The 16,095-nt window shown below is 59.8% G+C and carries 16 protein-coding genes; 10 read left to right on the top strand and 6 right to left on the bottom strand.

From position 1 onward, the window contains the following. The first annotated feature begins 1 nt into the window (after window position 1). The 3 genes from folP to HMPREF2849_RS07585 all read left to right on the top strand — a co-directional run bounded on the left by folP (window position 2) and on the right by HMPREF2849_RS07585 (window position 2,393). On the top strand, window positions 2-814 hold the full coding sequence (gene folP / locus HMPREF2849_RS07595) for a dihydropteroate synthase (RefSeq protein ID WP_070862834.1): 813 nt from the start codon (window positions 2-4) through the stop codon (window positions 812-814). 222 nt (window positions 815-1,036) lie between these two features. Continuing rightward, complete coding sequence (locus HMPREF2849_RS07590; RefSeq protein ID WP_005509573.1) at window positions 1,037-1,204, top strand: DUF3117 domain-containing protein; 168 nt, start codon at window positions 1,037-1,039, stop codon at window positions 1,202-1,204. 313 nt (window positions 1,205-1,517) lie between these two features. Further along, a complete protein-coding gene (locus tag HMPREF2849_RS07585; RefSeq protein WP_048732862.1) occupies window positions 1,518-2,393 on the top strand; it encodes a methyltransferase domain-containing protein in 876 nt (291 codons plus the stop codon). A 3-nt stretch (window positions 2,394-2,396) separates the two neighbouring features. Here the strand turns inward: HMPREF2849_RS07585 and budA are convergent, their stop codons facing one another. From budA to glgA, 3 genes are all read right to left on the bottom strand, one after another. Continuing rightward, complete coding sequence (gene budA, locus HMPREF2849_RS07580) at window positions 2,397-3,146, bottom strand: acetolactate decarboxylase (protein WP_083280597.1); 750 nt, start codon at window positions 3,144-3,146, stop codon at window positions 2,397-2,399. Between the two features lie 142 nt (window positions 3,147-3,288). Beyond that, window positions 3,289-4,812 carry a glycoside hydrolase family 5 protein gene (locus HMPREF2849_RS07575; protein ID WP_070546829.1) on the bottom strand — a complete coding sequence of 508 codons (1,524 nt, stop codon included), beginning with the start codon at window positions 4,810-4,812 and terminating at the stop codon, window positions 3,289-3,291. Window positions 4,813-5,014: 202 nt separating this feature from the next. Then, window positions 5,015-6,211 carry a glycogen synthase gene (gene glgA / locus HMPREF2849_RS07570; protein WP_070546826.1) on the bottom strand — a complete coding sequence of 399 codons (1,197 nt, stop codon included), beginning with the start codon at window positions 6,209-6,211 and terminating at the stop codon, window positions 5,015-5,017. Between the two features lie 112 nt (window positions 6,212-6,323). On the opposite strand from glgA, the gene glgC reads away from it, so the two are divergent. After that, window positions 6,324-7,541, top strand: a complete 1,218-nt coding sequence (gene glgC / locus HMPREF2849_RS07565) for a glucose-1-phosphate adenylyltransferase (RefSeq protein ID WP_042388575.1) — start codon at window positions 6,324-6,326, stop codon at window positions 7,539-7,541. Between the two features lie 294 nt (window positions 7,542-7,835). Here glgC and HMPREF2849_RS07560 read toward each other — a convergent pair whose 3' ends face one another. Further along, window positions 7,836-8,510 carry an O-methyltransferase gene (locus HMPREF2849_RS07560; protein ID WP_049193703.1) on the bottom strand — a complete coding sequence of 225 codons (675 nt, stop codon included), beginning with the start codon at window positions 8,508-8,510 and terminating at the stop codon, window positions 7,836-7,838. A gap of 158 nt (window positions 8,511-8,668) precedes the next feature. Between HMPREF2849_RS07560 and sigE the strand changes: the two genes are divergently transcribed. The 4 genes from sigE to tatB all read left to right on the top strand — a co-directional run bounded on the left by sigE (window position 8,669) and on the right by tatB (window position 11,730). Further along, entirely contained in the window at window positions 8,669-9,322 is a 654-nt protein-coding gene (gene sigE / locus HMPREF2849_RS07555) for an RNA polymerase sigma factor SigE (protein ID WP_070429357.1), read from the top strand. Window positions 9,323-9,373: 51 nt separating this feature from the next. Next, the gene (locus HMPREF2849_RS07550) at window positions 9,374-9,766 is read left to right on the top strand and encodes an anti-sigma factor family protein (protein WP_239271898.1); all 393 of its coding nucleotides are present in this window, start codon (window positions 9,374-9,376) and stop codon (window positions 9,764-9,766) included. Next, window positions 9,766-11,085, top strand: a complete 1,320-nt coding sequence (locus tag HMPREF2849_RS07545) for a S1C family serine protease (RefSeq protein ID WP_070429356.1) — start codon at window positions 9,766-9,768, stop codon at window positions 11,083-11,085. Before HMPREF2849_RS07550 ends, HMPREF2849_RS07545 begins: the two co-directional genes overlap by 1 nt. A gap of 90 nt (window positions 11,086-11,175) precedes the next feature. Beyond that, window positions 11,176-11,730 (top strand): Sec-independent protein translocase protein TatB, encoded by a 555-nt coding sequence (tatB, locus tag HMPREF2849_RS07540; RefSeq protein WP_070429355.1) that lies wholly within the window; start codon window positions 11,176-11,178, stop codon window positions 11,728-11,730. 244 nt (window positions 11,731-11,974) lie between these two features. On the opposite strand, the gene HMPREF2849_RS07535 is transcribed toward tatB, so the two are convergent. After that, the gene (locus HMPREF2849_RS07535) at window positions 11,975-13,108 is read right to left on the bottom strand and encodes an Mrp/NBP35 family ATP-binding protein (protein ID WP_049193006.1); all 1,134 of its coding nucleotides are present in this window, start codon (window positions 13,106-13,108) and stop codon (window positions 11,975-11,977) included. Window positions 13,109-13,427: 319 nt separating this feature from the next. Here HMPREF2849_RS07535 and HMPREF2849_RS07530 point away from each other — a divergent pair, with 319 nt between their 5' ends. Next, on the top strand, window positions 13,428-13,910 hold the full coding sequence (locus HMPREF2849_RS07530; RefSeq protein WP_070862833.1) for a YflT domain-containing protein: 483 nt from the start codon (window positions 13,428-13,430) through the stop codon (window positions 13,908-13,910). Window positions 13,911-13,953: 43 nt separating this feature from the next. On the opposite strand, the gene HMPREF2849_RS07525 is transcribed toward HMPREF2849_RS07530, so the two are convergent. Continuing rightward, a complete protein-coding gene (locus HMPREF2849_RS07525) occupies window positions 13,954-15,177 on the bottom strand; it encodes a magnesium and cobalt transport protein CorA (protein WP_016422415.1) in 1,224 nt (407 codons plus the stop codon). A gap of 43 nt (window positions 15,178-15,220) precedes the next feature. Between HMPREF2849_RS07525 and HMPREF2849_RS07520 the strand changes: the two genes are divergently transcribed. Next, the gene (locus tag HMPREF2849_RS07520) at window positions 15,221-15,976 is read left to right on the top strand and encodes a type 2 periplasmic-binding domain-containing protein (protein WP_069358843.1); all 756 of its coding nucleotides are present in this window, start codon (window positions 15,221-15,223) and stop codon (window positions 15,974-15,976) included. The last annotated feature ends 119 nt before the right edge of the window (window positions 15,977-16,095 follow it).

The following is a 16,095-nucleotide window of genomic DNA, read 5'->3' as shown; positions in this document are numbered from 1 at the left end:
GATGGCCATCGCCAATCGCACCCCGGATTCCTTCTATGACCGTGGCGCGACGGCTGCGGAGGAGGCTGCGCTTGCTCGCGTCGACGAAGTTGTTGCGGCAGGCGCGGGCATTGTCGACATCGGCGGCGTCAAGGCCGGTATCGGTGCAGAAGTAACTGTTGCCGAGGAAATCGAGCGCGTGGTGCCGACCATCGCGAAGGTCCGCGAGCGCTATCCTGACCTGCACATTAGCGTCGACACCTGGCGCGCCGAAGTCGGAGAGGCCGCCATTAACGCTGGCGCCAACCTCATTAATGACACTTGGGCGGGCCATGACCCGGAGCTGCTGGAAGTCGCGGGTTCCCACGGGATGGGTTACGTCTGCTCGCACACAGGTGGGGCACTGCCACGCACCAATCCGATTCGCGTGCGTTACGACGACGTCGTGGACGATGTCATCTCAGAAACCGGCAAACTCGCCCAGAGGGCAGTGGACGCTGGCGTGCCGGAGGACCGCATCCTCATCGATCCCACCCACGACTTTGGCAAGAACACCTACCACGGCCTCGAACTTCTGCGGCGCTGCAATGAGCTCGTGGCTACAGGCTGGCCGGTGCTTATGGCGCTGTCGAATAAGGACTTCGTCGGTGAGACTCTGGACCGCCCGGTCGAGCAACGTGTGCCCGGCACCTTGGCCGCGACTGCCCATGCGGCAGCTGCCGGCGTTGCGGTGTTTCGTTCGCATCAGGTGTCCGAAACCCTTGATGTCTGTCGCATGACTCTGGCTATTTCTGGTGATTTTGCACCACTGCATCCGGTGCGTGGGCTGGTGTAAGGGGCGTAGTTTGAGGCGCTTCACCCATGCCGCTGCGTGAAACAAAAGACTATGATGAAGAGAAGTAGTCGAAATGCCGACCGGGATTCTAAACCGGGATTTTAAACCGGGGTCTTAGACCGAGGTCTTGAACCGGGATTGTCAATCTCCTGGCTACCACAGCTGAGCTGGGGTAGCTGGTCGTCTCCTGCATCGACATTGTCTTAGAACGAAGGAGTTCACATGGCAGCAATGAAGCCGCGTACCGGTGATGGTCCGCTGGAGGCAGTTAAAGAGGGCAAGAAGATTGTGATGCGCGTCCCCGCAGATGGTGGTGGGCGCCTGGTGGTGGAACTGTCCCCGGAGGAAGCCAAGGAGCTCGGTGCAGAGCTTGTAGCAGTAGTGGAGTAGCAGAGTAGTGGGGTATCGGGTAGAGGCCGGGTAGTGGCCGGGCCTGTCCGGTTTTGACCCAGCGGCGACCTACACCAGTGGTGTAGGTCGCCTTTTCTTTTTCAGGTGATAACGGCTCGAATGAGGGTTTATGAACAAAAAATACGGGCTGCAAATGTGAAACTGTGCGAGTTTATGACACTTTCAAGCCAGTTTTCGGGCAATTTTTGTCATAAACGTAGTCAGTAACTCGCATTGGAGTTACTTGGCTGAGCTCGACACGGGCTAAGATAGTGAAAATTATTTTTCTAGCTCAGTTTGAGGAGTGACCGACGTGCTAGCTGACATCATTGATGTGCTTGCTGACCCCATCGATGGCACTGATTTGAAGTTTGGTGATGCCGAACGAATGACTCTGAAGTCCGAATCCGGACATAGCTATGATGTCGCCCGCCAGGGTTACGTTACGCTCGCCGGAGGGGCTGGTCTGCGCTACACCGGCGATGACGCCAAGATGATTACCGCCCGCGAGGAGTTCCTCTCTGGTGGCCACTATGCTCCATTCGTTGAGGCAGTTACAGGCAACGTCCAGGACGTGCTTGACGACGCCAACGTGTCCGAGGCCGCCAGCCCAGTCATCTGCGAAGTCGGTGCGGGCACTGGTTACTACCTCGCACACACGCTGGACAGCATTCCCAATTCCCGTGGCGTAGGCATTGATGTGTCTGTGCCGGCCGCCAAGCACCTGGCCAAGAGCCACCCGCGCCTCGGCGCCGTTGTAGCCGATGCGTGGGCGCGTCTGCCGCTGCGTGATGGCTCCATCGATGCGCTTACAGTCGTCTTCGCACCTCGCAACGCGGAGGAGTTCGCTCGCGTGCTCAAGCCGGGCGGCCAGGTTGTGGTTCTGACTGCCACCACTGGTCACTTGGGTGAGCTTCGTGAGCCACTGGGCATCATTGATGTCGAGCGCGGCAAGGTCGAGCGCATGATTTCCCAGGCAGAGGGGCACCTCGTGCCTGTTGGCGACCCGGAGCTGGTGGAGTTCGGTATGAACCTCAACCAGGGTGCAATCGCCGCGCAGATCGGTATGAGCCCGTCGGCACGCCATATTCACCCGGAGGTGCTGCAGGAACGCATTGCGGCGCTACCTGCAGAGATGCACGTCACCGCCCGTGCCTACGTCACTCGTCTTGGCCGCCCGGGAGACTAGCGTTTACTCCTTGACCTCGGTTTTGTGAATCTGCTCATCCAGGTCTTCCGGATCCAGGTCAGCATCCGAGAATTCCGCCGTTAGCGGAAGGCGAAGCTGCAGGTCAGTGCCCGGGCACAGTTCGATAGTGCCCGAGCGCAGCTTAAAGTCCAGCACATGCCCGCCGCCGGTGCCGCCTTCCGCGAGGAAGTGCACGTGACAGCCGGGCACCGAAATTCCCTTCTCATAGACCGGCGTGCGGAAGCCCGCAATCGTGCCCTGCAGGTTCTCAAAATCAACCGAGGCGTCTTCTTCCGTCGCATCAACCATCTTCTGGTACGGCTTTTCCTGCTTTACGACGGTTCGAGTCTTCACCCACTCAAATTCGCCGGTAATCCGCAGTGCGTACATAAAGTTTTGGCTCGGCACCAGGGAATCGATGATGGGGCTAATTTCCTTGCGAGTCAGGTTTTCCGGCGCATCCATCACCGTGTGCGGGACGAAGTTGGTCACCACCGTGTAGGGGCTGCGCTGATCCATGGTGGCCCGGGTTGCGGAGCCGTCGTGACGCACCTGCCAGCAGACCCCGTCGAGGATTACCATTTCGCCATCGAGGCCGTCGAAGGTACCGATGCCGAAGTTTCCATGACCAAGGATTTCGCCAATGGTCATCTCGCCGTCGTAGATGCCATCGAGCAGTGCGGACATCAGTGAGTTTTGGAAAATTGTGTGTCGGACCGTTGGAAAATTCTCGTGAGTGGTCATGGAAGCCATTATATTCGCGATATTTGTAGCCCAAGCTGGGGCGGGTCGTCTGTTAGATGTCCGATCGGCTTGTGGGTAAGGAAATCGTGGCAAGAAAAACGCCCTGCGGAAAAATCCACAGGGCGCGATTTGGTGAATCGAGCGGTTGGTTCTACTTCGGCTGGATGGTGACTGTCACTTGGTCAGCAGTGGAGACGATATGAACGGTCTGGCCATCGGCAGCGACAGTGGCGTGACCGCCTTCGACATTCACTGTGAACCCATTCGGGAAGTTGATCGAGGGCACAACGAGCTCGCTGGTGGAACCAGGTGCGAAAACTCCGGTGCCGTCGACGCGGTTATTGTTCCAGCTGGCCTGGTAGACACGGGTGTCGCGGTTCCAGTCGGTAGCTTGCGGGGTGCCTGCGACCGCTCGCAGGTGTGGAGCGGCGAGGATGGTCATCTTGTCGCGGTTGAAGGCATCGGCACCTACAGGTCCTGGAACAGTAGGGTCGAAGACCATGCCCTGTTCCTTCTGGTTCTGCGTCGTCGGGTCGTTGCATCCGCAGTAGGACCAGTACTGCCAGCCGACCATGTGGCGGCGGGCAAGCGAAATTACGCCATTGAGGGTATCGGCATCGTCGGTCGCACCGAACTCGGACAGCAGTGTGGCCGAGCCGTTACCGGATGAGACGATTTCCGCATTGTCGAAGGTACGACCATCGAAGAAGTCACAGCCCGTGTAGGTGTTGAACAGGGCATTCGTGGTGCAGTAGACATGCCAGCTGAGGGCCGTACCAGCGGTTTCAGGAACCTCCGGGGCTGCCGGATTCGTGTTCAATCCGGTGTTCCACATGGAGTAGGGCTCGTAGTGGACAATAGCGTCCGGGTCCTTGTCGACAATCTGATTGGCAGCCTTCTGGTGCAGTTCATCGAGCTTTTCCTTAGCCGGGCCGCAGTCGCCGAGAGCCAGATAGCACAGTGGGTATGCGGAGCCTGGCCACGGTTCATTTATGATGTCGTAGCCCATCAGTCCCGGCATGTCGCCAAGGCGTTTGGCGACATGGCCCCACATGGCTGCGTAACGCTCCTGCAACCCAACGCCGCCTGGCCCTTCGCGGTTATTCAGGAAGTTGTCGTATGCCCTAATGAGTCCGATATTGAGAGCCTGGTTAGCGGGGAAGCCAACCTTTAAGAGGCTGGGAACCCCGTCGTCAATGACAGCCCAATCCGGGGCAAATTCGCCTTCGAACTTCTCGTTGTACATGTCCTGGTGGGCATCGACCAAGACCGCGATTCCACGCTCAGTGAGCATGGAGATAGTGCGGGCAATGGAATCCAGGTATTCGTCGTTGTACTCGCCGGGCTTTGGCTCTACTGCTTTCCAGATAATGCCGACTCGCATGGAGTCGAAGCCCTGCTGCACGAGCCAGTCAGCATCGTCCTCGTTAAAGCCTCCGGCCTCTGGGGTGTAAGGATCGTGCTTGTAGACGATGTTCGATCCCTGAGTGAGGAAAGCACGGCCGTCACCGTCGGTAAACCAGCGACCGGACTGTCCAAGGGGACCACGCTCGGTGATGGTAGCGGTACTAGGGGATGGGGCTACTTCTGTAGCGAGCGCCTGATGCGGTACTGCACCCGCTAGCGCTATGGCAATGGCGGCACCAACTGCTGCCACCTTCTTAGTGAATCTCATACTCAGTATGCTATTGACCAGGAATGATAAATTCAGCCAAAACTTAAATTAGGTTTAGGAAAGTGGGCAAAGGCATAAGTAAATGTCCTGAACGGGGTTAGTAAAAAGGCTAAAAAAGGCCCACCGCTTCCTTCTCGGAAGCGATGGGCCTTATGAGGAGACTCCGTTCGCCGCGCATCCGTGGCGTCTCGCAGACAGCCAGCTACATCAAAGACTTATAGACCTCGACGGTCTGCTGAGCGATGTTCTCCCAGCTAAACACATCTTCAGCGCGCTTCTTACCCGCCTGGCCAACCTTGGCAGCGCGGTCGCGGTCGGCGACCATGTTGTTGACAGCGGCAGCGATGCCTCGTTCGAAGCCCTCCGGATCGGACTCGTCGTAGTGAACCAGAGTGCCGGTTTCACCATCGACGACAACCTCCGGAATACCGCCGACATCAGAGGCGACAACGGCGGTGCCACAGGCCATAGCCTCGAGGTTAACGATGCCCAGCGGCTCGTAGATGGACGGGCAGACGAAGGAATCCGCGGCCGTCAGAATCTCCTGGATCTTCTCCTTCGGCAGCATGTCCTGCACCCAGAAAATGCCATCGCGCTTCTCCTGGAGGTCATGGACGAGCTGCTCAGTCTCCTTCGCGATTTCCGGGGTGTCCGGAGCGCCGGCGCACAGAACGAGCTGCACACCGTCGTCGAAAAGCGATGCGGCCTTGACCAAATGAGCGACACCCTTCTGACGGGTGATGCGGCCGACGAACGCGACCATCGGGCGAGACGGGTCAACGCCGAGCTCCTCCAGGACAGACCAGCCGTTCTGTTCCTTGGACTCTTCCCACGTCGGGCGCGGGTACCACAGCTCGGTGTCGATACCGTTCAGGACAACGTGGACCTTGTCGGGGGAGATACGCGGGTAGGCATCCAGGATGGCGTCCTTCATGCGCGCGGAAACAGCAATGACAGCGTCTGCGTACTCCATAGCATTGCGCTCGGACCAGCTGGAAACGTCGTAACCGCCGCCAAGCTGCTCGCGCTTCCATGGGCGGTGCGGCTCCAGTGAGTGCGCGGTTGCCACATGCGGAATGCCCTTGAGCAGACCAGTGAGGTGACCGCCCAGGCCCGAGTACCACGTGTGAGAGTGGACGACATCAATGTCGGTTGCCGCGGCGGCATTTGCCATGCGCAACCCCGTGGACAGCGTCTTAATCGAGGCGTTGGCATCCTTCAACTCCGGGTCAACGCCGTGGACATATACATCCGCCTCATCGCGAGGAGCACCCATGCAGTGCACATCGACGTCAACGCCGTCGAGGCCGCGCATGAAACGAGTCAGTTCAGTTACGTGAACACCTGCTCCGCCGTAAATCTCCGGAGGGTATTCCTTGGTCATCATGGCAACACGCATAGTTCCAGCGTAACCAGATTTGACAATTTCCGTCGCTTGATATGCCTGGGTGTGGGTAGCGGGGAGGGGAGACTGGCAGCGAGGAACGTAAATCGCATATAGGTTGGTTGGTGTGAGGAGTCAACCACATGTTTTGTCCATTGTCCTTGCCGGTGGCGAAGGCAAGCGTCTCTTCCCGCTGACGGAAGACCGCGCTAAGCCCGCCGTGCCTTTCGGCGGTAGCTATCGGCTTATCGACTTCGTGCTGTCGAACCTGGTCAACGCAGGTTTCTTGAAGATCTGTGTGCTGACCCAGTACAAGTCCCACTCGCTCGACCGTCACATTTCGCAGGCGTGGCAGCTGTCTGGCATCACCGGCCAGTACGTCACCCCGGTGCCGGCTCAGCAGCGTCTGGGTAAGCGCTGGTTCACCGGTTCGGCGGACGCGATTCTGCAGTCGCTGAACTTGGTTTACGACGAGGATCCGGAGTACGTCATCGTCTTCGGTGCCGACCACGTCTATCGCATGGATCCGCAGCAGATGCTGGAGGCCCACATCGAGTCTGGCGCTGGCGTGACGGTCGCTGGTATCCGCGTCCCGCGTTCTGAGGCCAGCGCATTCGGTGTCATCGATGCCGATGACAACAACCGAATCACCGAGTTCCTGGAGAAGCCGGCTGATCCGCCCGGCACCCCGGATGACCCGAACTCGACGTTCGCGTCGATGGGTAACTACATCTTCACTACCTCCGCGCTTATCGACGCTATTAAGCGTGACTCGGAAGATGAAAACTCCGACCATGATATGGGCGGAAACATTATTCCGATGCTGGTAGAGGAGGGCGAAGCTTTCGTCTGGGACTTCAAGGACAGCTACGTTCCGGGTGAGACCGAACGTGACAAGGGCTACTGGCGTGATGTCGGTACCATCGATGCCTTCTACGAGGCCAACATGGACCTGATTTCCGTCCACCCGGTGTTTAACCTCTACAACAAGAAGTGGCCAATCCACACCTTCTCAGAGGAGAACCTGCCTCCGGCCAAGTTTGTCCAGGGCGGTATTGCTCAGGCTTCGATGGTCGGTGCTGGTTCGATTGTCTCCGGTGGTACGGTCCGCAACTCGGTGATTAGCACCAACGTTGTGGTCGAGGATGGCGCGACGGTGGAGGGCTCGGTTCTCTTCCCAGGCGTTCGCGTCGGCCGCGGAGCAGTGGTTCGCCATGCGATTTTGGACAAGAACGTTGTAGTTTCCGACGGCGCCATTATCGGTGTCGATCCGGAGAAGGACGCAGAGCGCTTCAAGGTCAGCGCTGGTGGCGTTGTGGCCGTTGGTAAGAACCAGGTTATCTAGACTGTCTGAGTCCGACCGGCTGAAAAGGCACGTACCGTGGGGTACGTGCCTTTTGCCTTTAACCCTTTTTGCTACCTAGTTGCTACCTAGCCCCAAAACTGGCAGCCCTAAAAGTTGCGGGCTGCACCTGTGAATATGGGGTGCGCATGTGAATACGGGCATGGGCTGCAAATGTGAAACTGTGTGAGTTTATGACACTTTCAAGCCATTTTTCGGGCCATTTTTGTCATAAACGCAGTCAGTAAGTCGCAGTGGCCCACCGCTGCCGCTAGCCGGCCGGCCAACAGTAGAAAACTACTTCTTCACCAGCACAGTGGTGCCAGCTGCTAGAGGTAGGCGCATCACGTAAGCGTCGTCAAGCTGGAGCATATATTCGTCGGCTTCGCGGGCAGCGACGGTGTCACGGTCAGTGCGTGACGAGTCAGCGACAGTGCCGTCGAGGAGCGCGCCGGTCAGGACGAGCGCGCCACCGGAGCGAAGCAGCGGCCAGGCCTTTTCCTGGGCGGCGCGGAGGATCGCCGGGGCGACGTCCAAGTAGACCAAGTCGTAGGAGTCGGCGGCCAGTCGATCCATGACCTCCAGCGGCTGCGAAGGCAGGAAGCGCTGTCGGTTGGGGCGGATGCCTGCGGCTCGGAAAGCGGACTTTGCCAGAGACTGGTGCTCGAGCTCCGGGTCGATGCAGGTGAGAACGCCGTCATCGCCGAGGCCGGCGGCCAGGTGCAAACCGACTACGCCTGCCGCAGGCGATGCGATGACAGCGGCGGGGTGACCGTCGCGGCGGGCACTGGTCAGAGCCATGAGCGAGGTCAAAGCGGCGCCGGTCATCGTATCGGGGACGGCAACTCCGTATTCGCGAGCGCTCTCTCGGGCGCTTTCAAGGGCCTCGGAGACTACGGTCGTGTTGTTGACGTGCTGTGCAATAGCGTCACGTGCGGATAGCGGGGTAGCAGAAGAACTCGTTTCGGACACGTTCTATAGCGTAGGAAAAAACTTCGGGCAGGGCAGCGGGGCGCGCCGGTCAGTGCCGGACTAGGTGGGTAAACAAGCCTCAAGTTTGTCTGGACTCTCAAACTATTTTCAGGGTAAGGTCACTACAAACCTAAGGTTGGTAAGGAACACTGAACCTCATGCCCGAACGAGTCAAGTCCGAACGAGTCAGCGTAGGCGCCAGCCGCGAGGACGCCGCGTCCGCTGACGTAACTGAGCAACTGTCCGGCACCGCGGCTTTTGACGCAGGTGTGGGGGAGATGCCGTCGTGGTCGGAGCTGGTCCAGGCCCACGCGGATAGTGTTTATGGGCTCGCATATCGGTTGACTGGTAACCAGCAGGACGCGGAAGACCTGACGCAGGAGACATTCATGCGTGTGTTCCGCTCGCTGAAGTCATACCGTCCCGGCACTTTTGAAGGCTGGCTGCATCGGATTACCACTAACCTGTTTTTGGATATGGTCCGGCATCGGCAGGTCATCCGGATGGAGGCGTTGCCGGAGAACTACGACCGCGTCCCGGGTACGCTGAAGACCCCGGAGCAGGCCGTCGATGACGCGATGCTCGACCCGGATTTGGAAATCGCGCTGGCTGAGCTGCAGCCGGACTATCGCGCGGTGGTTGTCCTCTGTGATGTGGTGGGGCTGACCTACGAGGAAATTGCCAGCACCCTTGGGCTCAAGATGGGCACTGTGCGTTCGCGTATTCACCGGGCACGTTCCAGCTTGCGGGCGACGTTGGAGCGCCTGGAGAAGGAACGACAGGAGCTGCCGGAGTCGGTCACCGCAGGCTAGATTTCCCGCACTCAATCCGCGGGAGCGGCTATTGTGGGGCTAGTTAAATAGGTGCGATTTCTGGAGGTGCTGCAGTCTGTGATTCAGCAGGGCGATGACAAGCGTTTTTTGTCAACGGAGCATCTCGGCACCGAGGCGATTGCCGCTTTTGTTGACGGCGAGTTGTCGGTCGTAGCTGAGCGTCGTGCGCAGGCGCACCTGATGGCATGCCCGGAGTGTCGCCGGGAGGTCGCGAAGCAGCGGCAGGCAGCCAAGCGTCTGCGTGATAGTGCGCCCTTGCACATTCCAGCTGAGCTGCGCGCTCGTATTGCTGATTTCGCAGGCAGTTGCGAGGACTCAGAGCCCCATCGGTCGGCGCGGCATCTCACGCACCGTCCGCCGGAGTCGCTGAGTGCCGCGTTGGAGCAGATCGTTCGCGGTTTTCGTAAAGGTGGTAGTCACTAGTGGGCAAACATCGCTCTTTCGATGATTCCGCGTTCGCCCCGGACTCCGATCGTGCCGCCGCAACTGGCGGGTTACAGCGTGCTCCAGGGCAGAAGCTTGACGACGACACCAGTGCGACCGCCCAAGAGTATTCGCCGTGGCAGGATTCGTCGTCACGCATGACGACGGGGCGTCCAGCCCGCAAACCCGAAGCGAAAAAGAAGCCTCGCCCGAAGACGGCTCCCCGCGTCAGCGCGCGGGAAGTGATTTTTGGCCGCGAGGTGCCGTGGCGTGTGATTGCGGCATCGTCGGCCGTGGTGCTGCTCATTGGCGGTGTTGGCGGCTTTGTTGGCGGTTGGGCTGGCAAGTCTTTCCGCTCGGACTACCAGCGTGTGGAGCTGCAGCAGATCGAGGGGCGGCCGGGCAACGGTGATTTGACTGAAATCGGCAAGGTGGCGGAGGCTCTTCGTCCCGCGGTGGTGTCGATTGCGGTCAGTGCCGGTGAGGTCTCGGGCGTGGGCTCGGGGTTTGTCATTGATGGTGACGGTCATATTTTGACGAATAACCACGTCGTTTCGGCGGTGGCGGACCGGCAGGATATGCAGGTCTCCGTAACGTTTTGGGACGGCGGAAAGCTGAAGGAAGTGCCGGCCAAGATTATTGGCCGCGACCCGAAGACCGACCTCGCTGTGATTAAGGTCGAAGATGTTGCGGGGCTGACTGTGGCGCAGCTTGGTGATTCCAACGCGGTTGCGGTCGGTGACACAGTGATTGCGATGGGCTCGCCGCAGGGGCTTGGCGGCACGGTGACCTCGGGCATTGTCTCGGCGCTCAATCGCCCGGTGCGCCTGGCTGCTGAGGGGACCGACACGGACGGTTACGCCGATGCGATTCAGACCGATGCCTCCATCAACCCGGGTAACTCGGGTGGTCCACTGGTGGATATCCGCGGTGCCATTATCGGTATTAATACGGTGATTTTCAGTAGTTCGGGTGGCTCACAGGGGTTGGGCTTTGCGATTCCAATCAATTCAGCCGTTGCCATCGCGGAGCAGCTCATCGCCGGTGAGCAGCCGGTTCATCCGGGGATTGGCGTGACAGCGCGCACGGTTTCCAATGGCGCACTGACTGGTGCCGAGATTGCCAGCATCCTGCCGGGAGGCGTTGCCGACCGGGAAGGCCTGCAGGAAGGCGATGTGATTACGGCTGTGGGAGACCGCGCGGTATCGTCCGCAGATGAGCTCACGGTGGCGCTGTGGACTGTTGGCGCTGGTAATGAGGCGGTATTGAAGATCGTTCGCCACGGAGCCGAGCTGGAGGCGAAGATCACGCCGGAGTAGGGGGCGCTGGTTTCTGCGGATTTAGCAGATTTGGTGGATTTGGCCACGCAATGCTGCATGCGAGGTGCACTGTAACTAAGGTGGTATAACGTGTTTTCTAATGTTGGCTGGGGCGAGATTCTTGTCCTCTTTATCCTCGGACTAATTCTCATCGGACCTGAGCGGTTGCCGAAGGTAATTGAGGACGTCCGCGCATTGCTCTTGGCTGCGCGCACCGCAATCAATGACGCACGCGATAACCTCTCGGACGAGTTCGGCGAAGACTTCGACGATCTTCGCAAGCCGCTGCAGGAGCTCAACGATCTCCGTCGTCTCAACCCGAAGACCGCCATCACCAGGACGCTTTTCGACGGCGATGACACCTACCTGGACATGCTCTCCGGTAAGCCCGCAGCGGGTGGTGGCGGAACTGGTGCAGCCGGAGCTGCAGGAGCGGCCGGGCCTGCGGGTCAGCAGTACCAGCAGTCCAATACGAACCAGCCAGTGCAGCCGGCTCCGTCGCAGCAGCCGCTCCCGCAGCCGGGGACGTGGCAGGATCCAGTTGCCCAGGCCCGCCAACAGCAAGCACAGCAAACACCACAGCAGCCGCAACAACCTCAGCAGCCCCGTGGGGTGCAGGCCTGGGTCGACGACGACAACCTATAGAGGTTGCAAACCGTTCCCGACCGCAAGTTACTGACTAGGTTTATGACACTTTGAGCACAAATTTTGCCACGAAAGTGTCATAAACCTAGTCAGTAAGTGCACGCAGCCGCTTTGATGGATGCACCACCGAAAGCGCCCACAACACATACGCCCCAGACACCGCAGCCGCAAAAGCAGACGCCCCCTTCCCGGCACCGAAAATACCGGGGAGGGGGCGTCGCTGTGATCGTCGTAAAGCGAAGGCCTACTTCGGAGTTACGCCCAAGCCGAGCGACTTGCCTGCGAGCGACTCGCGACGAACAACCAGCTTGTCAGCGATAGCGTTCAGGGCCTCGCCCGCGCCCGAATCCGGCTTGGACAGGACAATCGGGGTGCCCTTGTCGCCGCCTTCGCGTAGCTCTGTGTCCAGCGGCACCTGGCCGAGCAGCTCGACCTTTCCGCCGGTGATCTGGGTAAGACGACGGGCAACGGTCTCGCCGCCACCTGCGCCGAAGACCTCCATCTTGGAGCCGTCCGGCATCTCCATCCAGCTCATGTTCTCGATGACACCGGCGATGCGCTGGCGGGTCTGCAGCGAAATGGTGCCGGCGCGCTCTGCGACCTCGGCGGCGGCCATCTGCGGGGTAGTAACAATCAGCAGCTCAGCGTTCGGCACGAGCTGCGCCACGGAGATGGCGATGTCGCCGGTTCCCGGGGGCAAGTCGAAAAGCAGGACGTCCAGGTCGCCCCAGAACACGTCCGCGAGGAACTGCTGGATAGCGCGGTGCAGCATTGGCCCACGCCAGACAACCGGTGCGTTGTCGTCGACGAAGTGTCCGATAGAAATCAGTGACACGCCGTGCGCTTGCGGAGGCATGATCATGTCGTCGACCTGGTGTGGCTTTTCCTCGGAGCCCATCATGTGTGGGATGGAGTGTCCGTAGACGTCGGCATCGAGGACACCGACAGACAGACCCTTCGCGGCCAGCGCGGCGGCGAGGTTCACGGTCACGGAGGACTTACCGACGCCACCCTTACCGGAGGCGACGGCGAACACGCGGGTGCGGGAGTCCGGCTGGGCGAATGGGATCACCGGCTCGGAGGCGGTGCCGCGGACGGCGTTGCGGAACTCGCGGCGCTGCTCGTCATTCATCACATCGGTGGTGACGGTGACGTTGCCAACGCCCTCGATACCGTTCAGCGCCTCTTCGGTGCGCTCGATGATGGTGTTTTTCATGGGGCAACCGGCGATGGTGAGGTAAATCTCCACGGCCACGTCATTGTTGTCCGCCACCGAGATGGACTTGACCATGCCAATCTCGGTAATCGGGCGACGTACCTCAGGATCTTCGACCTGCGCCAGGGCGGTGCGAACTTCAGCTTCAGTAATCGTAGACATTATGTAGTGAATCTTATCGTGAGACCCCGCAAGACAAAGAACTACTGACGAAATCAGTAGTTTGCCGCTTTACGACGGTCACAGCGACCAACCCTTCCGGCAAGAGCGGTGGCGGTGGAATGGGCGGCGGACCAGTCGGTGGAACAATTGCCAATCGTCTGACGTTGTCCTTGATAGAACGCCTTTTGGCGATAGTTTTAGCAATATTTTTAGCAACTGAGTCACCTTTTACTGTGACAACAACTGCAAGGGAACGGTGAGAGTACCGATGGCAAATGGGGAAGCGGGCAGCGGTTGGGGGAGCGGCCGGGAACAGAGTATGAAGTCCCGGTTGCCTCAGCGCCAGGTGCCCGAGGGGTGGCCGGTGGGCAGTTTCACCAACTACTCCGACGCGCAGGCGGCGGTGGATTCGCTCAGTGATCGCGATGAGTTCCCGGTTTCCGACCTCACCATCGTCGGTGTTGACCTGATGCAGGTGGAGCGCGTGGTCGGCAGGCTGACTTGGCCGAAGGTGCTCGGCGGCGGCGCGCTGTACGGGCTGTGGATGGGCCTGTTCTTCGGCCTGATTCTGGGGCTTTTCCAGGACGATTGGGTGAGCCCGCTGATTGTTGGCCTCGGTATGGGCGCCATCTTCGGCATCGTGCTGGCCGCAGTTCCGTACGCAATGCAAAACGGCAAGCGGGATTTCTCGAGCACTACGGAGATTGTTGCCCGTCGCTACGATGTCCTGTGCAATCCCCGCAATGCTGAGCGGGCCCGTGACCTGTTGGCGCAGCGGGCGCTCGGTGGGAACCGTGGGTAGGTTGCTGTATCCGTCGTAAAGCGATGCCTGCCAGAAGCAGAGCCTATAGCCACTTGTTGCGGCGCAGGACCCACACCAAAAACGCCACGATGGCGAACATGATGGCGAGGACGATGAAGTAGCCGTACTCCCAGTGCAGCTCGGGCATGTGGTCAAAGTTCATGCCGTAGATGCCGGCCAGGGCGGTCGGGACGGCGAGAATAGCCGCGTACGCCGAGATGGTACGCATATCCTGGTTCTGCTGCAGCTGGATTTTCACGGCGGCGGCGTCGATGAGGGCGGAGAGTCGTTCGTCGAGTCCGGAGACGAGGTCCGCGGCGGCGAGCTGGTGGTCGAGAACATCGGAAAGGTAACGGCTGACGTCCTTAGGCATGATGTCTTCCCGCAGATTCATCAGGGAGCGCAGCGCCGGTGTCAGCGGATCGATCGCGTGGCGCATCTCCAGAATCTCTCGTTTGAGGATGTAAATGTCCTCAATATCCGAATCCAAGTTCGGCTCGAAGACTTCGTCTTCCATAATCTCCACGCGATCTTCCAGCTGCATCGCGATGCGCAGGTACGCGTCGACGAGGTTGTCCGTCAGCGCCCACAGCACGCCCGCGGGGCCGTAGTCGATGGCGTCGGTGGTGTTCTCCACGCGTGCGCTAATGCGCTGCATATCCGAGCTCGGCATGCCCATGCGAATGGTGATGACGTACTCCGGGCCGATGACAATCATCAGCTGGCCGGAGCGAATGATCTCATTTTCGTCATCCGCGAGACCTTCCGGGGAGTAATGAATCGAGCGAATTACAAAAACCACGTGATCATCGTGGATCTCAATCTTGGGACGCTGGCGGTTAGTCAGTGCGTCCTCCACCGTCAGCTCATCCAGCCCGTAAAGCTCGGCGATGGCGTCCATCTGTGTCGCGTTGGGGCGCGACAACGATAGCCACGTGAAGCCCTCGCCAAAATTCCGTACCTCGGACAGCCCGGAGAAGTGGTCGTAGGTGCCGGGCAAACGCTTGCCGCCGATGTAGACGCCGCAATCGCGCAGGGCATCGCGCACCGCCCTCGACTGTCCTGTTCCTGTGCTTGACGACGAGCCGTTGGTGCGCGTCACCTTCGAGACAGCCGACTTCGCTGCGGATTTAGCCGCATTCGTCGCCCGAGCGGTTTTACCGGGTTTTGCTGTGGCCGACGGTTTTTGGCTTTGACTGGCCGAGCTAGTTCGCGGATTGCGAGCCTTCGCCGAAGCGCTGATGTTGCGGCTTTTCTCTTCGCCCATTCTGGGTGACCTCACAATCCGTTCGTAGGTTACGCTGGTGTCGATGATTGATTTTAGACGTGCGAACGCCGGGTTCCACTTTCGCATCCGCTCAATGGGGTGCAAGGGTAGCTCCACGGCTACTGCGTGCACTTTTACCGCCCTGGCATTGGTCACTGGGGCGACGGGGTTCGGTCTTGCCGCATGTTCTGATTTGGATCCGCAGATGCCCGTTCCTCCCGAGCAGGAGGCGGTAGTGACTGTCGGGGCAGACCTACGCAACCCTGAGCAAGCAGCTCTTGCGTACGTGTATGCGCAAAGCTTCGAGAGAATAGGGCGGCAAGCGGAGGTCGTCGGCATTCGCAATGCTGACGACCGGTTGCGGGCCGTACGCAATGAAGCGGTCCTGGTCTCCTTCGGATGCACAGGTGAGCTACTCGGCCTGAGCGACCCTGCGTCGGCGGCTTCACTGGCGGAGGAATACGCCGACGACTCCACCCCGGACAAGCAGTTCAGCGGAGAGTGGCGCGACCGCGTGTACGACGCATTTTCGCGGTCGCTGCCGGGCGAAGTAATGGCCACCGACGCGGGCATGGCACAGGGCTGCGCGGATCTGTCAGCTGACAATGCTGGGGCTGACTTGCCGCAATGGCTTGTGCCTTTCTACGTCAAGCCAGCGCTGGACCGAGATGATCGAGTCCGCGTGCTCAATGAGATAGCGGGTTCGCTGAGCACTGAGGACTTAAAGCTGATGACCCGGGCTGTGGCTGGTGGCGCCAGCCCTGAGTTGGTCGCTCAGGAGTGGCTGGATAAGGCGTAGTCGGGGTGGCGGGGGCTAGTTGTGGCGGTATCGGACGTGTATCTGCTGTTGGCTGCCGCCAAGTTTGTTGATTAACCCATGAATGCGGGCTGCAAATGTGAAACTGTGCGAGTTTATGA

Origin of the sequence: Corynebacterium sp. HMSC073B01 (genome assembly GCF_001838255.1) — a bacterium.
Taxonomy (GTDB): domain Bacteria; phylum Actinomycetota; class Actinomycetes; order Mycobacteriales; family Mycobacteriaceae; genus Corynebacterium; species Corynebacterium jeikeium_D.
The sequence above is the reverse complement of the archived record's forward strand: the minus strand, read 5'-3'. Positions and strand labels throughout refer to the sequence as shown.